This is a genomic window from Neobacillus niacini (assembly GCF_023715785.1).
Lineage (GTDB): Bacteria > Bacillota > Bacilli > Bacillales > Cytobacillaceae > Neobacillus > Neobacillus niacini_E.
The window spans coordinates 711,702-730,596 of the sequence record NZ_JAMBOX010000001.1; the positions used below are offsets into that span (position 1 = coordinate 711,702).

Sequence of the window (18,895 nt, forward strand, 5' to 3'; positions counted from 1 at the left end):
TCCTCCGTTTATTTTTCAAACACAGTGAAAGCAATGATAGAGCTTTTTAAAAAATAACAATCCGAAATCGGCTGCCGATTCAGATTGTTATTTTTTTCATAATTGAGCCCTTTTCCAAAGTTACGGTCTCATATTCTGATCAAGCTTGTCATCCAGCTTGCGTAAATATTTCGCCGCGAAGTCCTTGCCGCCGAGGCCGAATGACAGTCCGAACGCAAGCGCCAGTCCGCCCAACAAGAGAATGAACGCAGCGTTGACGATGGAGTGAGCCACGCCCAACTGGTCGAGTGTCATAAAGATGGTTACGGCGAAAATGGCATACTTGGCTGTGAGCGCAAGTGTCCGGGCATAGCTCTTCTTGACGACATTTTTGACAATCCGTTCGGCCAGATTTCCGGCGTACAAACCGATGCCCAAGATGACCAGTGCAGCGAACACCATCGGCAGGTAGGCAAGCACAGCTGACGCCAGCGTTACCAAGAAGTCTAATCCTACAATTTGCAAGGCTTCCACGGTAAACAACAGGACAATGACGATTTTTACGAGGAGCCCAACAAGTTGGGACAGACTGTACTTCGGCTGCTGTGGTGTTAAGGAGCCGATTCCCATTTGGTAAAATAGGTTGTCAAAGCGCAGGCGCCACAGCATTTGCGCGACGAAGGTTTCGACCCATTTTCCGAGCCAGATCCCCGCCAAAATCAAGAGCACGGCCACCACAATGTTCGGAATCAGCGTCACTACTTTGTGCAGCATTGCAATGGCCGGCGCGGACACGCCTTCCAAATCCAATTTTTCCAAGGCAGTGATGATGGTAGGAATCAAGATTAAGATAAACGCGATATTTCCCACAATACCAGCGAGATCAAGCTTGCCTGTGACCCCTAACCGTTCCCCCAATTTGTCTGTGCCCATACTGTTTAAAAAATTCGTCAGGATATCACGGACCAATTTCGCAATCAGCCACCCGATAAATAAAATGATGGCCGCGGCAAATAGTTTCGGGATAAAGGATAGGAAGCTTGTCAGAATGCCTTCAACCGGTTCCGAAACACCGTCGATTTGTAACGCGCCCAAGACTCCAGGCAAGAACAGAAGCAAGACAAAGTAGAACAACGCGTTGGCGATGTTGGCCACTTTTTCGCGGCCATCCATTTCGGTCTTGGCCATGTTCCATTTTATTAATCGTGCTGGCAAATGGATGGCGGCTGCGCCTTTCTCAAACCCTTTGCGCACGAGGGCGGCAACGACCCAGGCAAACAGTAGAATCAGTGCCGCTTTTAATACGTTTGGAATCGCGCCGGTGATCGCCGACAGCATGTTCACGAGTGGTGAGGCGATAAAGCTCAGGTTCAGCATATTAAAGAAGATAATCAACACAAACACCAGTAATAGATAGTAAACCAGTTTTCCGATGATTTTTTCTGAGGGGTACCTTTTGGTGCCGAAGTTTGAAAAAAGCCGGTCGTCAAAACTTGTTTTTCTTAGGGCGGCTTCGACAACCTTGCCCAGCTTTTTGGCGACTAGCCAGCCGACTAATAAAATAAGAAGTGCAAAAATCAGGTTCGGCAGCCGATCAGTGTATATGTACCATCCTGCCGTCATATCATGCAGATTCATTTAAACCTCTCCTTTTCTCTGTATTGTTGGTTTGGGTTTGTCACGCTCTGATAGGTATATAACCCCGTTTAGAAAAATTGAAACTTGTTTTTCTCTCTTCTACTGCTCAATTTCGCGTATTGGCGTAGTCTGATGCTTTTTTTCGTACCTCTACTGCTCCTATAACCTTTATTGGTGTAGTTGATCCCCGTTTTTACCTTCTACTGCTCCTATAACGCAGGGGTAAACGCGTCATAAGAAAGGGCTATTTGACTCGTTGGTGGATTGCCCGCGTTCAAGTGCGTCATAAAAGAAGGGCATATAACGCGTTGGTGGAAAAAACCCGGGCAAACGCGTCATAAGAAAGGGTTATATAACGCGTTTCAGGAGAATTTCCGGCTAAACGCGTTATAAAAGAAGGTCATATAACGCGTTGGTGGAAAAAACCCGGGCAAACGCGTCATAAGAGAGGGTTATATAACGCGTTTCAGGCGAATTTCCGGCTAAACGCGTTATAAAAGAAGGTCATATAACGCGTTGGTGGAAAAAACCCGGGCAAACGCGTCATAAGAGAGGGTTATATAACGCGTTTTGGAAAAAACAAACTTATAAGCCTATTAATAGGAAAGTCCCCTCTAGTTATTGCTGAAATTATCATTTTCAGATACCAATATTAGCCAAAATCCTTCAAAAAAATGTTTCATCCATTTTTCCACTGGGAATATAAAGAGAGCACGGCAAACGAATCGGGAGCCTATCTGCTTTTGATTCTCATAAAATTTTTGGGAGGGAAATCAAATGGATTTGAATCGCAAGAATTTAGTCGTTGCCGGTATGGCTGCGTTATTGACCTTTGGCGGTTTGGCCGGCTGCGGTGATGGCGTCGACCAGGACAACGGCATTAGCGATGGCAAGCAAAAGGACCAAATTGACCAAGATACAAAAAAAGAGGCCAAGGGTACCATGAAAGAAGCTAAGGAAAATATTAAAGAAGCAATGAAAGATGTCGAAAAGGAACTTAATGAAAAAAGCAAGGATCAGAAGTAAATTTTTTCAACAGGAATAACGGAAAGAAACAAATATAAGGAGGCTGTAATCATGAATAAAGATAAAGTAAAAGGCAGTGTTGATCAGGTAAAAGGTGAGCTTAAGGAGCAATGGGGCCGGTTAACCGATGACCAGTCTCAGGTCGCTGAAGGGAAGATGGACAAGGCAAAAGGGAAATTAAAAGAAGGATACGGTGAGGTCAAGGACAAGCTAACAGATTAAATGGCCAAGATCGTTTATAGGAATCTACTACTATAGAGGAGGAACGAAAATGGACACGCATGAAAAGAATGTTGTCGGAGTTTATGATACGGAACAGGAAGCGATTGCCGCAATTGATGAGCTGTTAAAAAGAGGCTACAGCCAAAATGAAATCTCGGTAATCGGGAAGCACGTAAATCATGTTACGGAGGAAACTGGAGCCGCCGTTGAAGAGTCGGCGGCCACTGGAGCGATTGCCGGCGGTGCAATTGGCGGTGTTACCGGGTTGTTGGCCGGCGCCGGAGCGTTAGCGATCCCGGGAATTGGCCCGTTAATCGCTGCCGGACCGATTGCGACCAGTTTTGTGGGTGCGGTTACCGGTGCAGGCCTGGGTGGATTGACCGGCGCGCTCGTCGGAATGGGCATTCCCGATGAGGAAGCGGAGTACTATGAAAACTCAATTAAGGAAGGGAAAATCCTTGTACTTGTGGAGAATGGGTCGGACGATCACCTAAATGACCGAAACTATTTACATGATCATATGGAGGACAGCACCGCTACACTAGTGGCAGGTCACCCCAAAGAAGTGCGGGAGCATAAGGAGGATGAGTTCATTTCCGAGAAAAGGCCATTTTCGGGTGCAGGCTATAAATCTCGTGTAATGGGGTCAACGATTGACGAGAATATAGACATGGAGAGCGGGGCTGCTTTGGACGAGGTTGCAGCTATCAGGGAGAGCGGTTCAACCTTGGACAATAGGGCGACTCATAGGGAGAGCGGTTCAACCTTGACCAGAGCCACAGCTGCTTCAAACAATAGCTGCGGCTCCTCCCTGAAAGGCGGCTCAACCCCGATTGAGAAGGCCAATAACAGCTCGATGGCCCGAGACTATGAAGAAGTCGAAAGACTGGGGAATGAAATGGAAGAAGCAAAAACAGAACCGGAGCTCCGCACAGAACACCTCAAGCCCGACCCAATGCAATCAGAAAAGTTGATCGATGAGCACACAAACACCTCAAAATCGCGATAAATACAGCAAAACTTTGAAATTAAGCAAAAAAGAAGAGGCCCCGTCGCCTCTTCTTTTTCAAATTCATCACTAGGTTTTGACGACAAGCACCGCCGCCACTCACCCATAGACTTGAAAATTGTTTCTGCCTTTTTCCTTTGCTTTGTACAAGGCTACGTCAGCTTGTTTCAACAAGCTTTTCACTTCTTGGTTATAATCGGTAAAGAATGAGATCCCGATACTGGCTGATATCTTCCTTTCAAGGTTTTGTGTTTTCCACGTAGTTTGCAAGGACAGTAAGATCCTTTCAGCAATGTGAATCGCCTCTTGTTTGTCATTCAATTCATTCATCAAGATGACAAATTCATCCCCGCCTAATCTTGCCAATAGGTCGTTCTTGCGGATGCATCCCTTCACGCGGTGGGCAAATTCTCTGAGGAGCTCATCTCCAATATCATGCCCCATGGTATCGTTCACTTCTTTAAATTTATCGATATCAAGAAAGAACACAGCGAGCATTTGATGAGTGGCTTTTGCCCGTTTCATTTCAACTTCTATTCTTTGATAAAGAGCCGTCCTATTGGGCAAACCAGTTAAGGGATCCTGCAGGGCCAGTTTTTTCAATTCTGTTTCATACTGTTTTCTCTCGGAGATGTCCTTATATACCGCTACCGTCCCGTCCCAGCCGCCGTTCAAATCGTAAATAGGAGAATAGGAGGCTAGCACATCGACGATTTTGCCGTCCTTCGTGATGCGTTGCGTTTCATAAGATGGAATGACCTTTCCTTTTTTCACTTCCGCAACAATCCTGCTTAAATCTTCTTGGCTGCCTTCCGGTATGATGCTGATGGAATCATCAAGGAGAATTTCTTTTTCCGTCCAGCCTAACAGTTTTTCAAATGATTTATTTACTTTCGTAAAACGTTCATTCTCGTCAAAAATATACATGACGTCCGCCACACTATTCCATACTAATTCGAACCGGTCATTGGCCCTTTTTAATTCATCTTCTTTTTGTTTTCGCTCCGTAATATCGCGGACCACCGCTAACAAATAGGAACAATTTCCCGCCTTATCAAAGATTGGCGTGATTTGGGATTCCCAATAAACATGCTGATTAGCAGAAGATTTATAGTGTTTAAAACCAGGGGGTGCTTCCACACTATCTTCATAGGTAATCGGTTCGCCTTTTGCCATGGCTTCCTGATACTCTCCTTCGATTACCTTAAATACCTTTTCAGGAAGCACTTCCTGCAAAGGCTTTCCAAAGGACTCCACTGTTAACCCAGAAAATTCCATAGCCGATTCATTAGCCAGTTCGTAGCTAAGCGATTGATCCTCCCCCACCTTAGTCAGGTAAACCAGGTCAGACATGTCATTAAATAATTTGAAAAATAAATGATTCCCATTCAACTCTCTATTCTTTAAAAAATCCAACATTCTGATTCACCTTCCAATTTGTCCATCCTTCTTTAACTTAGGATTATACTATATTCATGGATAGGAACCCAGAAAATTCCTCTGCATCCACCGGTTTACTGAATAGGTATCCTTGCATTAAACTGCATTGGTGCTCCATTAAGAAGGCAAATTGTTCTTCTGTTTCAACCTTTTCATTTTGTCCGCAGAACCAAGCCCACAAAAAAAGAAGAGGTCCCCCAACCTCTTCTTTCCCTTTAAAAACCCCTTTATTGACCGTTTATACTTAAAGTGTCCACCCCACGCGGACAAATTCCCCAATTTGTCCACGAGTGGTGCCTGACACCAATAACACCAATGACACCAATAACACCCTTTACACCATTCCTAGCTAAAGAAGTCCATGAGTACGTCCAGGTTGTTGTGCATGAAGTCTAATGCCAGGTTTGGCATGACTCCGAATAGGATGCTTCCAACGACTGCAATGATCAACACAACTAGTATGCCGAATGGGATGTTGAATTTGCTTTCGTCGGCGGCTGGACGGAAGAACATTTGCACCATGATGCCGAAGTAGTAGAAGTACGACACGACGGTGGTCGCGATCATGATCGATGCCAGCACGTAATGTGGCTGCTGTACCACGAAGGTTCCGATAAAGATGTTCAGCTTGCCGATAAATCCTGCTGTGCCCGGGAAGCCGGCCAGTGATACCAATAGGATACCCATTGCCACAGCCAGTACTGGCGCACGGCGGTACAGCCCGGCAAAATCACCAATTTTTTCCGAACCGGTCTTCTCTGTTACCACCTGGATGACCGCGAACGCACCGAGGTTCATCAACAGGTAAGCGAGCAGGTAGAACCACATCGTATAGAAAATATTCGGTGTCATTGTCGTCAGCGCGACTAGCAAGTAGCCGGCGTGGGCGATGGACGAGTAGGCAAACAGTCGTTTGATGTTTGTCTGCTTCAACGCCACGACGTTACCGATGATCATTGTCGCTCCCGCCAAGACAGCGATGTAGTTTTGCATATCGTACATAATCGGCATTGAACCAGGGCCGTCTGTTGCCGCTGAGTAAAACACCGTCAGCATAATCCGCAGCACAATCACGAATCCGGCCGTTTTTGAGACAACGCTCAAGAATGCGGTAACCGGAGTCGGCGCGCCTTGGTAGACGTCAGGCGCCCACATGTGGAACGGAGCGGCTGCCAGTTTGAACGCCAAGCCAACCAATACCATCAAGAACGACAACCCGAGCAGGTATGCCTGCTGGCCGTCCATCAACTGCGACAGTTGTCCGGCAATGTTCATTAGGTTGGTCGAACCGGTCAAGCCGTACACATAGCTCAGCCCGAACAGGATAATCGCAGAGGAAATACTGCCGTTGATGACGTATTTCATTGCGGACTCGTTGGACTGCAAATTGTTTTTGCGGATGCCCGCCAAAATATAAGAAGAAATCGATAATAATTCAAGACCGATGTACAGTGTGATCAAGTCTCCGCTCGAAGTCATGATCATTCCGCCGAGCAAGGCAGTCAGGAACAGGTAATAGAACTCACCTTTATAAAGCTCCAGCCCTTCCTTCGCCTCATAGCTGACAGCGAGGAACAGCACCAGACCAGCACCGCCGAGCAACAGCATCTTAAAGGCGATCGCAAAGCTATCCAAACGGAACGTGTCGGCGAGAATCGACTCGACCGGACCGCCGGCAAGTGGCACCAAGGACACCATTGCCGCGAAGACGGCGGCAATGCCAATCCAGCCAAGGACTTTTCGGTCCAACGTTTTTGGCATAAATAAATCAAAGATTGTCAACAGAGCAATCACGCCAAGGATGATGAACTCCGGGACCATGACGCTCCAGTTGTATGATAATAATGTATCAAGACTCATCCTTCATCACCCTCCTAACCCAAGCATGAGCGTCTCAAGTGTGGCTTGAAGCGGCGAGCTAAGGACACTTGGGTAAACACCAATTAACACGATTAACAGCATTAATACGACAACCGGGACAAATTCAACGCCCCGCAAATCAGCCACCCCGACAAATTCGCGGTGCGCCTTGCCGTAGGTCATGCCAAGCACGGCCCGCAGCAGGTAGGCGGCGGTCATGATAATCCCGATCGTTCCGACAGCGGCAATCCACGGAAGCTCGCGGAACAAACCGAGGAAGGCCATGAATTCGCTGACGAATCCGGACATGCCCGGCAGCCCAAGCGACGCCATCGCGGCAGCGAGCAGGAACCCAGCAGTAATCGGCATCCCCTTGGCCAGTCCGCCAAGATTATCGATCAGCGATGTATCGGTACGCTCGTACAAGACGCCGACAAGGAAGAACAATAAGGCTGAAATCAATCCGTGAGAAATCACTTGAAAAATGGCGCCCTGGATTCCGGCTTCGTTCATCGCCGCAAGTCCGATTAGCACGATGCCCATGTGGGAAATCGAAGAATACGCCAGCACCATTTTAAAATCGGTTTGAATGAATGCCAGGAACGCTCCGTACAACAGGTTTATCACGCCAAGGATGGCAATCGCCACGGCCAGCGTTTCAAACTGTTCTGGAAAAATCCCCATTCCGAAGCGGATCAACCCGTAGGCACCGATTTTTAATAGAATCCCAGAGTGAATCATAACCACGGCAGGAGGTGCCTGCACGTGTACGCGCAGCATCCAGCTGTGCAATGGGAAAATCGGCAGTTTGACGCCGAAGGCAACCAATAACGAAATCAACAAGCCAAGCTTCAATGCTCCGGATAAAGGAGCCGTTTCGTCGGTCATGATATGGGCCAAGAGGTCGATGTTGGTCGTGCCAGTTTTGGCAAATAGAATCATAATGACGATTAACAATACCGCAGAGCCCAATCCGTTGTAGATTAAGAAGCTGTAAGCGGCTTTTTCTTTTTCAAAATAACCCCATTTCCCGATCAGGAAGAAGGTTGGAATCAGCGTAATCTCAAAGAATAGGAAGAACAGAATCAAGTTTTCTGCGGTAAACACACCGAGCATGCCAATTTCAAGCAGCAAGAACAGCATGAAAAACCCTTTCCATTCTTTCTTTACGGATCTGGCCGCAATCGCCGCCAGCGTCGCGACTACTGCGGTCAGAACGACTAGCAGCAGTTGAAATCCGCTTAAGCCAAGCTCGTAATAAACCGAGTAAATCGGCTCATTGACGTTCATGCCGCGGAACTGAATCCACTCGGTCGACACGGCGAAATCGGACAATTTTTTGCCATCAAGGAAATGCAAGTAGGCGGCAAGCCCAAGTGCCAATGGCGGCAGCGTGGCCAGAAATCCGATTAGCTTGATCAATTTTTCCTGTGTTTTTGGCAGCAGCGCCAGAACGGCAATTCCTGCCAAAGGGGAGAATACGAGTGTTGTCAGTACCCATGATAGATTCATCGTAAATACCCCCCTGTTAATGCAAAGATGACTGCGAGCACCGCAAGTGAGACAAACGCCACCGTGCCGTAGGTTTGCGCCCGGCCGGTCTGCATTTTTGAGCCCATTGCCCCAAGGCCTTGGACGATCCCGGAGACGCCTTTGACGATACCTTCGACAATGAAGGTGTCAATGAAGCGCAGGAAGTAACTGAAGCCTTTTGTAAAAGCAATCACGGTCAATTGATAGAATTCGTCGATGTAATATTTGTTGTATAAAACAGTGTACAGCATGCCGCCTTGTCCGCTGAGCCAGTCGCGGGCAATCGAGCGCTTGCCATAAATGAGCCAAGCCAAGTAGATTCCCGCTAAGGAAACGACGGTGGCTGCGATCATAATCCAGATTGGGCCTTCGATATGGCCATGGCCGAGGGCTTCGTTGCCGTCAACCAACCAGTCGCCTAGGAAGGACCCGAACCACGGCGTGTTCACGTAACCGGCGATGACAGCGAGTACGCCGAGTACAACCATCGGCATGGTCATCACGGATGGTGATTCGTGCACATTTTTCTGTTGTCCGCGAGATTCTCCGGTAAACACCATGAAGAACAGGCGGAACATATAGAATGCGGTCATGAACGCCGCGATTAACGCGAACAGGAACAGCACTGGATGGCCGCCTTCCCATGCCGCGACTAAAATCTCGTCTTTCGAGAAGAAACCGGATAATCCCGGAACCCCGGAGATGGCCAGTGTTCCGATCAAGAACAAAGGTCCGGTCAGCTTTAATTTTTTCCACAGGCCGCCCATTTCCTCGATATTCTGCGTATGTACCGCATGGATGACCGAACCGGCTGCCAGGAACAGAAGCGCCTTGAAAAACGCGTGTGTCATCAAGTGGAACACCCCGGCGACATAGCCGGCGGAACCGAGCGCGAGCATCATGTAGCCAAGCTGGGACACCGTCGAATACGCGAGGACGCGTTTAATGTCCGTTTGCACCAATCCGATGCTGGCCGCGAAAATTGCGGTGACCGCCCCGACTGTAGCCACTGTCAGCAGGGCCGTAGGGCTTGCCGTGAACAGCGGGAATAGTGCCGCTACCAAGTACACCCCGGCAGCAACCATCGTTGCGGCGTGGATGAGAGCCGAAACCGGTGTCGGACCTTCCATCGCGTCCGGAAGCCAGGTGTGGAGCGGGAACTGACCTGATTTACCAACAGCCCCGATGAAGATGAGGATGGCGGTCAATGTCAGCATTGTGTTCGATACAGCGCCCGCCTCAACGGCTTGGAAAATTTCGCTGTATTCAAAACTTTTTGTTTGCCAGAACAGCAAAATCATTCCGATGAGGAGACCAACGTCGCCAATCCGGGTCATGATAAAGGCCTTTTTTGCAGCGGCCTTCGCTTCTTCTTTGTAAAAATAAAAACCGATTAACAGGAACGAACCGACGCCGACCAGTTCCCAGAAGATATAGGTTTGCAGCAGGTTTGGCGAAATGACCAAGCCGAGCATCGCAAACGTAAAGAGTCCTAAATAAGCATAGAATACTGGCATCCGCTCGTCGCCGTGCATATACCCTTTTGAGTATGTATGTACGAGGAAACTGACAAGCGATACGATAAACAGCATTAATGCATTCAATTGATTCACTTCAAAACCCGCTGTTAGATGCAGATCTCCTATCGTGAGCCAGTCAAACTTCTTGAGGAAGGTTGGCTCCGAAAAGCGCTCGAACAGGACGAGAATCGAGAAGACCAGCGACGCCAGCGTGAAGAGAATCCCCACATACGCACTCGCCTCCTTCAGCCGCTTACCGATCAGAAGAAGGATCAAAAACGATAATAGCGGGAAAAGCGGTATAAGCCATGCATTTTCCATCATTATCAAATCCCCTTAATTTTGAGTGGAGAACTTCCCACCCCAAATTTGTAGAAATTACTTTATGTTAGTTTTTCATCGAATCCATTTCATCAATGTTGACGGTTCTCTTGTTGCGGTAAAGTGCCATCAGGATTGCAAGGCCAACAGCTGCTTCTGCAGCGGCTACGGCCATTGCGAAGAGGGCGAAGACCTGTCCGTCGATGTTTGGATTCAGCCCGTATTTGCTGAAAGTGACGAGATTGATATTAGCGGCGTTCAGCATTAATTCAATAGAAATTAACACGATAACCGTATTTTTCTTCGTTAACGCACCGTACAGGCCGATGCAGAATAAAATGAGTGCCAATGCCAAGAAGGCTGAAGCGGGGACTGAACTCATTCCTTGTCCGCCTCCTTATCTTCCCGTTTTGCCAAAATAATCGCGCCGACCAAGGCAGCCAACAGCAATACGGATACTAATTCAAATGGAATAATAAATCGTGAGTATAGCGCCTTGCCGATTTCCAGCGTATTGTTGACATGCAAGTCGCTAGGCGTCTGATCGATTGGGAAATTGTAAATGCCGATATACACCGCAAAGGCAAACCCGACCACCCCAAGGAACAGAAGGACATTTCTCAGCCTGCCGCCTTTTGATTCACTGCTTTCATCATCGTACGGCTTCGTCAACATGATGGCGAACAGCATGATGATGGTGATGGCTCCGGAATAAATCAGCACCTGGACCGCAGCGATGAATTCCGCCGACAGCAGGACGTAGATTCCGGCGATACTGACAAATGTAAAAATTAAGGCCACGACCATGTGAACGACTTTGTTCAGGTTGAGTAAAAGCACGCCGCCGATGATCGCCACAAGCGCCAAGGCCATAAATGCGAAAAATTCACCTGTTAAGGTCATGCTTTATTCACCTGCCGTACGTTTTCGTCGTTTTCATCCAAATACTCAAGGTTTTTAAATAACATGTCACGGCTATACTCAGCAAGCTCAAAGTTGTTTGTCATAACGATGGCCTCTGTCGGGCACACCTCCGTGCACAGGTCACAAAGAATGCAGATTTCAAAGTTAATATCGTACGTATCGATAATTTTCCCTTTTTTCGTCGGGTCCGGATGCTTCTTGCCAGTCAGCTGAATGCAATCCGTCGGACAAATATTCGCACACTGGTTACACACGATACATTTTTCCGGATAGAACTTCTGAATCCCGCGAAACCGATCCGGCAGCGGCAGCGGCTCATTCGGATAATCATACGTAACCTTCTCGCGCGTTAACTGCTTCAGGGTATACTTCAAGCCTTTCGCTAATCCAAGCACGTCTTTCACCCCTTTTAAAAATTTTCAAGCTTCTATTGATGCACGTCAGGGTGTCCACCCCACGTGGACAGTGTCCACGGCTGGTGCCTGACACCAATTTACTTAAAAGAACAACGATTTAATGACTGCCGTCAAGAAAATATTTCCTAACGCTACCGGCAGCAACACTTTCCAAGCGAATTCCATCAGTTTGTCGGCGCGCATCCGCGGGAATGTGGCACGGAACCACAGGAAGAGAAACAGGATGGCGCTAAATTTCAAGCCGAACCAGACGGACCCCGGAATGAAGTCGAGGAATCCTATCGGCGAGAGCCAGCCCCCGAAGAACAGCACGACGATTAATGATGTCATCGCAAACAAGTACACATACTCGGCGAGCATGAAGAACGCCCAGCGGAATCCGGTGTATTCGGTATGGTAACCGGCAACAAGCTCCGACTCCGATTCTGGCAGGTCAAACGGAATCCGGCTTAACTCTGCCGTCGCCGCAATCAGGAACACAATAAACCCAATCGGCTGCAGCAAAATGAACCAGCCGTGCTCCTGCGCATGGACAATCTCATTCAAGTTCAAGCTGCCTGACAATAACACGACACCAAGTACCGACATGACCAGCGGAATTTCATACGAAATCATCTGTGCCGTCGCCCGTGCACCCCCTAACAGCGAGTACTTGTTATTAGAGGCCCAGCCGCCCAGCAGCATGCCAAACACGGTCATCCCGGAAACGGCCACATAATACAGCAGCCCGACGCCGATGTCGGCAAACTGCAAATGATCCGTAAATGGAATCGCCGCCACAACCATGAAGGATGGTGCGAAAGCAATGACCGGTGCCAAAATGAACATCGGACGGTCAGCCAATTTCGGAATAATATCTTCTTTTAATAAAAGCTTTAAGACGTCCGCCACCGTCTGCAGCAACCCGAAGCGGCCGCCAAGCTGGTTCGGGCCGTGCCGGAGCTGGATATACCCCAACACCTTCCGCTCCGCCAAAATCCCGAAGGTGACGAACCCCAAAATGACCAATAACAGGACAAGTCCTAAAACAAAGAAAATCAAAAAGTTAAATAATCCGGGACTCGACTGCAGCATATCTTGTATCATCAGCCGTCCACCTCTCCAAGAACAATATCAATCGCTCCCAAAATCGCAATCATGTTCGCGATGTTTTCTCCCTTCAACAACTTCGGAAGAATTTGCAGATTGTAGAACGATGGTCTTCTAAACTTCATGCGGTACGGTTCTTTTTTCCCGTCACTGTAAATGTAGCAGCCAATTTCGCCGCGCGGTGACTCAATTCGGACATACGCTTCCCCTTTTGGCGCCTTGATAATTTTTGGCACCTTAGCGAGAATCTCGCCTTCGGCCGGGAATTGTTCGACGGCCTGCTCGAGGATCTTCAGCGACTCCTCGATTTCTGCCATTCGGCACTGGTAGCGCGCCCAAGCGTCGCCGCCCTCCCGTGTCGGCACCTCGAACTGAAATCGGTCGTAAATCGAATACGGCTCATCCTTGCGCAGGTCCCATTTCACGCCGGTACAGCGCAGGTTTACCCCGCTCAACGAGTAATGAATCGCATCTTCCTTCGTATATTTTCCGATGCCTTTTACCCGGTTCAAGAAAATTTCGTTCCCGGTCACAAGGCTGTGGTAGCCCGCAAGCTGCTCGCGCATGTACGGAATAAAGTCTTTTACTTTTTCAATCCAGCCTTCCGGGGCATCCCACTTGACGCCGCCAACGCGCATATAGTTAAACGTCAGGCGGGCGCCAGAAAGCTCGTTCAGCATATTGATAATCATTTCACGTTCACGGAACGCATAAATGAACGGACTCGTCGCCCCAAGGTCGAGCAGGTAGGTGCCCCACCATACGAGATGGCTCGCCACCCGTCCGAGTTCCATCGCAATTACCCGCAAGTATTCGGCCCGGTCCGGCACCTGAATGCCCATCATTGTTTCGACGGCGTGGCAGATGACATAGTTGTTGGTCATCGCCGACAGGTAGTCCATCCGGTCGGTGTATGGAATGATTTGCGTGTATTGCAGGTTTTCCGCCAATTTTTCCGTTCCCCGGTGCAAATAGCCGATGACAGGCTGGGCGTCGGTAATGATTTCCCCGTCCAGTTTGACCACGAGCCGGAACACGCCGTGGGTACTCGGATGCTGAGGACCGACGTTGAGCATCATTTCTTCTGTTTTGATCATTGGCTATACCTCCACATCATAAGGCTCATAGTCTTTTCTTAGTGGATGGCCAACCCAATCTTCGCCAAGCATAATCCGATGCAAGTTCGGATGTCCGGTAAATTTAATGCCAAGTAAATCGTATGCTTCACATTCAGGCCAGTCTGCGCCTGCCCAGATTGGCTGCAAGGATTCGATTTTCGGGTCATCACGGTCAATCTTCACTTTGACAGCGACCGATTGACGGTTTCGGTATGAGTATAAGTGAACATAAACTTCCATATGTGTTTCAAAGTCAGTCCCATGAAGCTCTGACAGGTAGTCAAATCCCAACAGCTCATTATATTTCAAAAATTGAGCCAGCTTGTAGTACTGCTCGCGCTTGACCACTAGAGTTGGAACATCCTTTGAGAGTTTATTAATATAAGATTCTTCGAGAACATCAGGTCCCATATTCTCTCCGATTACCTTGAGATACTTATCCAAGTAAGGCTGGTTCGGTGATGGTTGGGCCGCTGCTGTTTCAGCTGCACCTGAGGCTCCGGCTGCGCCGCCTTTTGCTGCTGCGGCGGCTTTGGCCTTCGCTGCTGCTGCCGCTTTCGCCTTGGCTTTCGCTGCGGCGATGGCTTTGGCTTTTTCATCGTCGCCGGCAGGCTCTTCTGCTCCGCCTTCACGGGCTGCCTTCGCTTTGGCCGCTGCCGCTGCTTTCGCCTTGGCTGCTGCTGCCGCCTTTGCTTTTGCCGCCGCTGCCGCTTTCGCCTTGGCGTCCTCTCCCGCTGGTTCGGCTTCGTCCGCTGCACTTGCGTCCGCATCCGCGCCGCCCGCAAGCTCCATCGCTTTGCGTTTTGCCGCTGCCGCCGCTTTCGCTTTCGCTACGGCTGCTGCTTTCTTTTTCGCAAGGTCATCGGCGTCATCAGAGGCCGCACCGCTGGCCTCGGCCACTGGTGTTTCAGCTTCCTCTGCGATTCCTTCGCGTTTCTTTTTCGCTAATGCTGCCGCTTTCGCTTTTGCCGCAGCCGCTGCCTTCTTCTTAGCAAGGTCGTCTGAGTCCGCGCCTGCTTCCGCTGCCGGCGCTGTCTCTGCCGCTGGCTCCTCCACTTTTGGCGCCTCTACCGTTACCGGCTCCTCATCCACGATTCCTTCGCGCTTTTTCTTAGCTAAAGCTGCAGCCTTTGCTTTCGCCGCTGCCGCCGCTTTTTTCTTAGCAAGATCATCGGCATCCCCACCAGCTGCCGGAGCTTCCGGTGCCTTCGGTGGTTCAGGCTTTACCTCAGCCTTTGGCGCTTCAGCAGGCTTGTCGCCCGACCCTTGAGCCGCTGCCCGTGCCGCCCGCTTCGCTGCCGCCTCGGCCTTTGCCTTGGCCACGGCCTCCCGTTTCAATTGTTCGAGATCTTTTTCCCCGCTCATTTATCAGGTCACCTTCTTCCCAGTCTTCGCCTCGTAGCGAATCTTTTCCTTTAACTTATTAATGCCATAAATTAAAGCAGCCGGATTCGGAGGACAGCCTGGAATATATACATCAACCGGAACAATCTGGTCGACACCCTTAACCACGGAATACGATTTGATATACGGACCGCCGGCCGTCGCGCACGAACCCATCGCGATTACCCATTTCGGCTCCGGCATTTGGTCATACAACCGGCGCAAAATTGGCGCCATTTTTTTCGTTACCGTACCGGACACAATCATGCAGTCGGACTGACGCGGCGATGGACGGAAGAACGAGCCAAACCGGTCAAGGTCATAGTGCGCCGCACCGACACCCATCATTTCAATCGCACAACAAGCCAGACCAAATGTCACCGGGTACAGCGAACTGCTTCGTGCCCAGGCCTTCACTTGCTCCAGCGAAGTCATAAATACATTCTGCTGCAACTCTTTCAATTCCAAATCGGTAATGCCATCCAGTTTTAAATCCATCGTAGCACCTTCTTTTTCCAAGCATACACTAGGCCGATTAACAGCATAATCACGAAAATTAACATTTCGATCAATGCAAATACGCCCAGCTTGTCATAGGCCACCGCCCATGGATATAAAAATACTGTTTCTACGTCAAAAATAACAAACATCAGGGCAAAAATATAATAGCGGACATTGAACTGCACACGTGAATCGTGAAAAGGTTCAACACCGCTCTCATATGTGGTCATCTTCGCGACGCTAGGCTTAGACGGACGCAGAAGCTTCCCCAAATATAATGCCACCACTGGCAGCAAAACCCCAAGACACAGAAACACAAACACTATCAGATAATTATTCTGATATACATTTAAAAGTTCCATGTCTATCCCCTCCAATGTTGTAAATTTTCATACTAATGAATATTGTAACCGAATTCATTATAGCATTGTTACAAACTTGTGTCGACAAGCCAAACCCAGTAAAATTTGAATTCTATTCGCCGCAAAATTTGCGATTTTTCTGCCCTTGTGAGCTCGCTCACAAAAGGGTGGAAAATGAGCGAATTTTGCAAGCCGACGCGGTAGCGGAGGCGCAATGTGCGTTAGCACATGGTGATAGAATTCAAACTTTCAGCAGTATCCAATTGTCAACCCACATCCCCCGCCCTGAGCCTTTGCGCCAGCAAAAGCGAATGGTCCCATTATGTACATGCCACAAAATCCGATACCTTACCACTATAATAAAAGCCGTCAATCCCGTCAGTGAGAATTGTCATTATTTGTCCATAAATTTACATTTCCTTTTTGAAAAAACAAAACCAAAACGTCGGAAAAAAGCCGCTGTACACCAATTCAACCAGAAACCGCGTTCGTCACACCCACCCCTTCCCCCTACAATCATATTCAGCAGGGCTCAATTCATTCAAAATAACGCAAAACTAGTCCAAAACTCACACAACTTGGCCGCGCGGCCGACCTCGAGCACCGCTTTCCAATTTTGGGGTTAGAGTTATGGATTATTCTGGTCATTTTACGAATTTTATTGGTCAGAATGCAACATTTATTGGTCACTTCAGCAAATTTATTGGTCGCTTTCACAAGTTTTCTGGTCAGATTCTCGATTATTCTGGTCATCCAGTCCAGCAGCATAAAAAACCCCTCCAGCCGATATAAGCCAAAGGGGTTGTTTTTATAAAATAGGCATTCTTACAAAGGCAGCCTATTTTTGTGTCCAGCAAATAGCTGAATAACTTTTTCTAAATCGGATACGACCGCATAGGCCATCTCCTTCATTTCATCCGTCGGTTCGATTAAATCAGGCACAAGCACACACCGGATGCCCGCAGCATGGGCCGCTTTCAGCCCATTAAGTGAATCCTCGAGAACAAATGCTGACTCTTGTGATTCGCCAGCCCGTCTTAATGCCTCCAAAAAGATATCCGGGTGCGGTTTCCCTCTTTCCACTTCCGTTCCACTCAGATAAAAGTCAAACCGGCGCTCCAAACCCGTCCGCTTTAAATATCCAGCAATCGTATCCCGATGGCTTGAGGAAGCGATCCCTTTTTTGATTCCTTGTTCCTCCAGCCAGCGTAACAACTGCTCCGCTCCCGGCTTTAACGCCACGCCCTCGGTTTCCAAAAGTTCCTGGAACCGCGGCCGGTATTCCTTGATGACAGTTTCAACATGCAACTCTCCGGCATAGAGTTTATCCAAAACTGCATGTGCCCGCGCCCCGTGCAGACCTATCATTTGTCGGTAATAGGATATAGGAAAATCAAATCCCTTGGTTTCAATGACCTCCTTCATCGCACGGTAGGATGGCCATTCCGTATCAAATAATAGGCCGTCCATATCAAATATTACTAAATTGGTTTTTCCCATATTTTTCTCCTCCTCTTAAACTGCCTCTTATCTAAAAAAGAAAGAGCGCTCTATAAAAACGCTCTTTCTGCACGATCCGGTTTTGGCAATTTGGCCTGGTTGACTCTAAAAGCTTTGGCGATTTCCACCTTGCTTGCCTCAAACGTCTTGTTGCAAATTTCATCTGGCTGACCTCATACGCTTTTTGCAAATTTCGTGTTGCTGGCCTTATACCCTTTTCCGACCACTTCCTGGACATGGTGGACGGTAACATAAGCATGTTCATCCAGTTCACTGATTAAATGTTTCATGCGGGCCACTTCCTGCTTATTCATGACAACATAAAGGACTTCTTTGCCCTGTCCGCTATAACCGCCGCGCCCTTCCAAGACGGTAATCCCCCGCGACATTTCCTGCGTGATTACCTTCAGCACCGATTCAGGCTTATTGGAAATGATGAGAACAGCGACTTTCTCCTCAAGTCCTTCACACAGAAAATCAATCGCCTTGGCGCCAAGATAAACAGCAATTAACGTATACATTGTTTTTCCGAGCCCAATGACAAATACAGAGCCAGTCACGACAATCAAGTCAATGACCAGAATCCCTTTTCCCATGCTCCAGCCTAAATATCGATTGGCGATCCTTGCCAAAATCGTTGTCCCTCCGGAAGTCCCCCCGGAGCGGAAGATCAGTCCCAGACCGCCCCCGACCAATAACCCGGCAAAAATGGCGGCCAGCAGGCTGTCGTCGGTCAGCCTCCTGCCTGTTTCCTCGGTTATATACAAAAAAACTGACGACGCTGCAATGGATAGAAACGTATAAATAATAGCCCTTTTTTCCAAAAATTTAATGCCCACCAATACCAGGGTGGTATTAAGGGCAAAATTGACAATTCCCGGGGACCAGTCAAACAAATAGTGGGCAATGACGGTCAGCCCGATAATTCCCCCCTCGGACAACCGGTTCGGGATGGTAAAATAGTTGACGCCAATCGAATAAATCAGTGCGCCAAGTAAAATAAACAGGCAATCTCGGACTGTGTTCCTCATCGGATCTACTTCCTTACACGCAG

General features: G+C 48.6%; 19 protein-coding genes. 4 read left to right on the forward strand and 15 right to left on the reverse strand.

What is annotated here, in order from left to right:
* Window positions 1-120: 120 nt before the first annotated feature.
* Window positions 121-1,617 (reverse strand): mechanosensitive ion channel, encoded by a 1,497-nt coding sequence (locus tag M3234_RS03390; RefSeq protein ID WP_262303321.1) that lies wholly within the window; start codon window positions 1,615-1,617, stop codon window positions 121-123.
* A gap of 777 nt (window positions 1,618-2,394) precedes the next feature.
* On the opposite strand from M3234_RS03390, the gene M3234_RS03395 reads away from it, so the two are divergent.
* The 3 genes from M3234_RS03395 to M3234_RS03405 are packed head-to-tail and all read left to right on the forward strand — an operon-like array spanning window position 2,395 to window position 3,874.
* A complete protein-coding gene (locus tag M3234_RS03395) occupies window positions 2,395-2,643 on the forward strand; it encodes a hypothetical protein (protein ID WP_262303322.1) in 249 nt (82 codons plus the stop codon).
* A 51-nt stretch (window positions 2,644-2,694) separates the two neighbouring features.
* A complete protein-coding gene (locus M3234_RS03400) occupies window positions 2,695-2,865 on the forward strand; it encodes a CsbD family protein (RefSeq protein ID WP_262303323.1) in 171 nt (56 codons plus the stop codon).
* A gap of 49 nt (window positions 2,866-2,914) precedes the next feature.
* Window positions 2,915-3,874 carry a general stress protein gene (locus tag M3234_RS03405; RefSeq protein ID WP_262303324.1) on the forward strand — a complete coding sequence of 320 codons (960 nt, stop codon included), beginning with the start codon at window positions 2,915-2,917 and terminating at the stop codon, window positions 3,872-3,874.
* 99 nt (window positions 3,875-3,973) lie between these two features.
* Here M3234_RS03405 and M3234_RS03410 read toward each other — a convergent pair whose 3' ends face one another.
* The 12 genes from M3234_RS03410 to M3234_RS03465 all read right to left on the reverse strand — a co-directional run bounded on the left by M3234_RS03410 (window position 3,974) and on the right by M3234_RS03465 (window position 16,341).
* Window positions 3,974-5,293, reverse strand: a complete 1,320-nt coding sequence (locus M3234_RS03410) for a diguanylate cyclase domain-containing protein (RefSeq protein ID WP_262303325.1) — start codon at window positions 5,291-5,293, stop codon at window positions 3,974-3,976.
* 366 nt (window positions 5,294-5,659) lie between these two features.
* Complete coding sequence (nuoN, locus tag M3234_RS03415) at window positions 5,660-7,174, reverse strand: NADH-quinone oxidoreductase subunit NuoN (RefSeq protein ID WP_262303326.1); 1,515 nt, start codon at window positions 7,172-7,174, stop codon at window positions 5,660-5,662.
* A gap of 6 nt (window positions 7,175-7,180) precedes the next feature.
* On the reverse strand, window positions 7,181-8,686 hold the full coding sequence (locus tag M3234_RS03420) for an NADH-quinone oxidoreductase subunit M (RefSeq protein WP_262303327.1): 1,506 nt from the start codon (window positions 8,684-8,686) through the stop codon (window positions 7,181-7,183).
* Entirely contained in the window at window positions 8,683-10,551 is a 1,869-nt protein-coding gene (gene nuoL, locus M3234_RS03425; protein WP_262303328.1) for an NADH-quinone oxidoreductase subunit L, read from the reverse strand. The genes M3234_RS03420 and nuoL overlap by 4 nt, the downstream gene beginning before the upstream one ends.
* Window positions 10,552-10,615: 64 nt before the next feature.
* Window positions 10,616-10,930, reverse strand: a complete 315-nt coding sequence (nuoK, locus tag M3234_RS03430) for an NADH-quinone oxidoreductase subunit NuoK (protein ID WP_066309967.1) — start codon at window positions 10,928-10,930, stop codon at window positions 10,616-10,618.
* Window positions 10,927-11,451, reverse strand: a complete 525-nt coding sequence (locus tag M3234_RS03435) for an NADH-quinone oxidoreductase subunit J (RefSeq protein WP_066309969.1) — start codon at window positions 11,449-11,451, stop codon at window positions 10,927-10,929. The genes nuoK and M3234_RS03435 overlap by 4 nt, the downstream gene beginning before the upstream one ends.
* The gene (gene nuoI, locus M3234_RS03440) at window positions 11,448-11,867 is read right to left on the reverse strand and encodes an NADH-quinone oxidoreductase subunit NuoI (RefSeq protein WP_262303329.1); all 420 of its coding nucleotides are present in this window, start codon (window positions 11,865-11,867) and stop codon (window positions 11,448-11,450) included. Before nuoI ends, M3234_RS03435 begins: the two co-directional genes overlap by 4 nt.
* Before the next feature lie 102 nt (window positions 11,868-11,969).
* Window positions 11,970-12,974, reverse strand: a complete 1,005-nt coding sequence (gene nuoH, locus M3234_RS03445; protein WP_262303330.1) for an NADH-quinone oxidoreductase subunit NuoH — start codon at window positions 12,972-12,974, stop codon at window positions 11,970-11,972.
* The gene (locus M3234_RS03450; RefSeq protein WP_262303331.1) at window positions 12,974-14,074 is read right to left on the reverse strand and encodes an NADH-quinone oxidoreductase subunit D; all 1,101 of its coding nucleotides are present in this window, start codon (window positions 14,072-14,074) and stop codon (window positions 12,974-12,976) included. Before M3234_RS03450 ends, nuoH begins: the two co-directional genes overlap by 1 nt.
* Before the next feature lie 3 nt (window positions 14,075-14,077).
* A complete protein-coding gene (locus tag M3234_RS03455) occupies window positions 14,078-15,460 on the reverse strand; it encodes an NADH-quinone oxidoreductase subunit C (RefSeq protein WP_262303332.1) in 1,383 nt (460 codons plus the stop codon).
* Between the two features lie 3 nt (window positions 15,461-15,463).
* Window positions 15,464-15,976, reverse strand: coding sequence for a NuoB/complex I 20 kDa subunit family protein (locus M3234_RS03460; protein WP_262303333.1), 513 nt, complete (start codon window positions 15,974-15,976; stop codon window positions 15,464-15,466).
* Entirely contained in the window at window positions 15,967-16,341 is a 375-nt protein-coding gene (locus M3234_RS03465; RefSeq protein WP_262303334.1) for an NADH-quinone oxidoreductase subunit A, read from the reverse strand. Before M3234_RS03465 ends, M3234_RS03460 begins: the two co-directional genes overlap by 10 nt.
* A 630-nt stretch (window positions 16,342-16,971) precedes the next feature.
* Between M3234_RS03465 and M3234_RS03470 the strand changes: the two genes are divergently transcribed.
* Window positions 16,972-17,133 (forward strand): hypothetical protein, encoded by a 162-nt coding sequence (locus M3234_RS03470; RefSeq protein ID WP_262303335.1) that lies wholly within the window; start codon window positions 16,972-16,974, stop codon window positions 17,131-17,133.
* 33 nt (window positions 17,134-17,166) lie between these two features.
* Here M3234_RS03470 and M3234_RS03475 read toward each other — a convergent pair whose 3' ends face one another.
* Both M3234_RS03475 and M3234_RS03480 read right to left on the reverse strand, forming a co-directional pair.
* On the reverse strand, window positions 17,167-17,841 hold the full coding sequence (locus tag M3234_RS03475; protein WP_262303336.1) for an HAD family hydrolase: 675 nt from the start codon (window positions 17,839-17,841) through the stop codon (window positions 17,167-17,169).
* Window positions 17,842-18,014: 173 nt separating this feature from the next.
* A complete protein-coding gene (locus tag M3234_RS03480) occupies window positions 18,015-18,872 on the reverse strand; it encodes a YitT family protein (RefSeq protein ID WP_262303337.1) in 858 nt (285 codons plus the stop codon).
* Window positions 18,873-18,895 lie beyond the last annotated feature (23 nt).

Coding starts and splice junctions, on each gene's coding strand:
- M3234_RS03390 (WP_262303321.1), bottom strand. CDS start 1,617: ATGAATCTGCATGATATGACGGCAGGATGGTACATATACACTGATCGG.
- M3234_RS03395 (WP_262303322.1), top strand. CDS start 2,395: ATGGATTTGAATCGCAAGAATTTAGTCGTTGCCGGTATGGCTGCGTTA.
- M3234_RS03400 (WP_262303323.1), top strand. CDS start 2,695: ATGAATAAAGATAAAGTAAAAGGCAGTGTTGATCAGGTAAAAGGTGAG.
- M3234_RS03405 (WP_262303324.1), top strand. CDS start 2,915: ATGGACACGCATGAAAAGAATGTTGTCGGAGTTTATGATACGGAACAG.
- M3234_RS03410 (WP_262303325.1), bottom strand. CDS start 5,293: ATGTTGGATTTTTTAAAGAATAGAGAGTTGAATGGGAATCATTTATTT.
- nuoN (WP_262303326.1), bottom strand. CDS start 7,174: ATGAGTCTTGATACATTATTATCATACAACTGGAGCGTCATGGTCCCG.
- M3234_RS03420 (WP_262303327.1), bottom strand. CDS start 8,686: ATGAATCTATCATGGGTACTGACAACACTCGTATTCTCCCCTTTGGCA.
- nuoL (WP_262303328.1), bottom strand. CDS start 10,551: ATGATGGAAAATGCATGGCTTATACCGCTTTTCCCGCTATTATCGTTT.
- nuoK (WP_066309967.1), bottom strand. CDS start 10,930: ATGAGTTCAGTCCCCGCTTCAGCCTTCTTGGCATTGGCACTCATTTTA.
- M3234_RS03435 (WP_066309969.1), bottom strand. CDS start 11,451: ATGACCTTAACAGGTGAATTTTTCGCATTTATGGCCTTGGCGCTTGTG.
- nuoH (WP_262303330.1), bottom strand. CDS start 12,974: ATGATACAAGATATGCTGCAGTCGAGTCCCGGATTATTTAACTTTTTG.
- M3234_RS03450 (WP_262303331.1), bottom strand. CDS start 14,074: ATGATCAAAACAGAAGAAATGATGCTCAACGTCGGTCCTCAGCATCCG.
- M3234_RS03455 (WP_262303332.1), bottom strand. CDS start 15,460: ATGAGCGGGGAAAAAGATCTCGAACAATTGAAACGGGAGGCCGTGGCC.
- M3234_RS03460 (WP_262303333.1), bottom strand. CDS start 15,976: ATGGATTTAAAACTGGATGGCATTACCGATTTGGAATTGAAAGAGTTG.
- M3234_RS03465 (WP_262303334.1), bottom strand. CDS start 16,341: ATGGAACTTTTAAATGTATATCAGAATAATTATCTGATAGTGTTTGTG.
- M3234_RS03470 (WP_262303335.1), top strand. CDS start 16,972: ATGGATTATTCTGGTCATTTTACGAATTTTATTGGTCAGAATGCAACA.
- M3234_RS03475 (WP_262303336.1), bottom strand. CDS start 17,841: ATGGGAAAAACCAATTTAGTAATATTTGATATGGACGGCCTATTATTT.
- M3234_RS03480 (WP_262303337.1), bottom strand. CDS start 18,872: ATGAGGAACACAGTCCGAGATTGCCTGTTTATTTTACTTGGCGCACTG.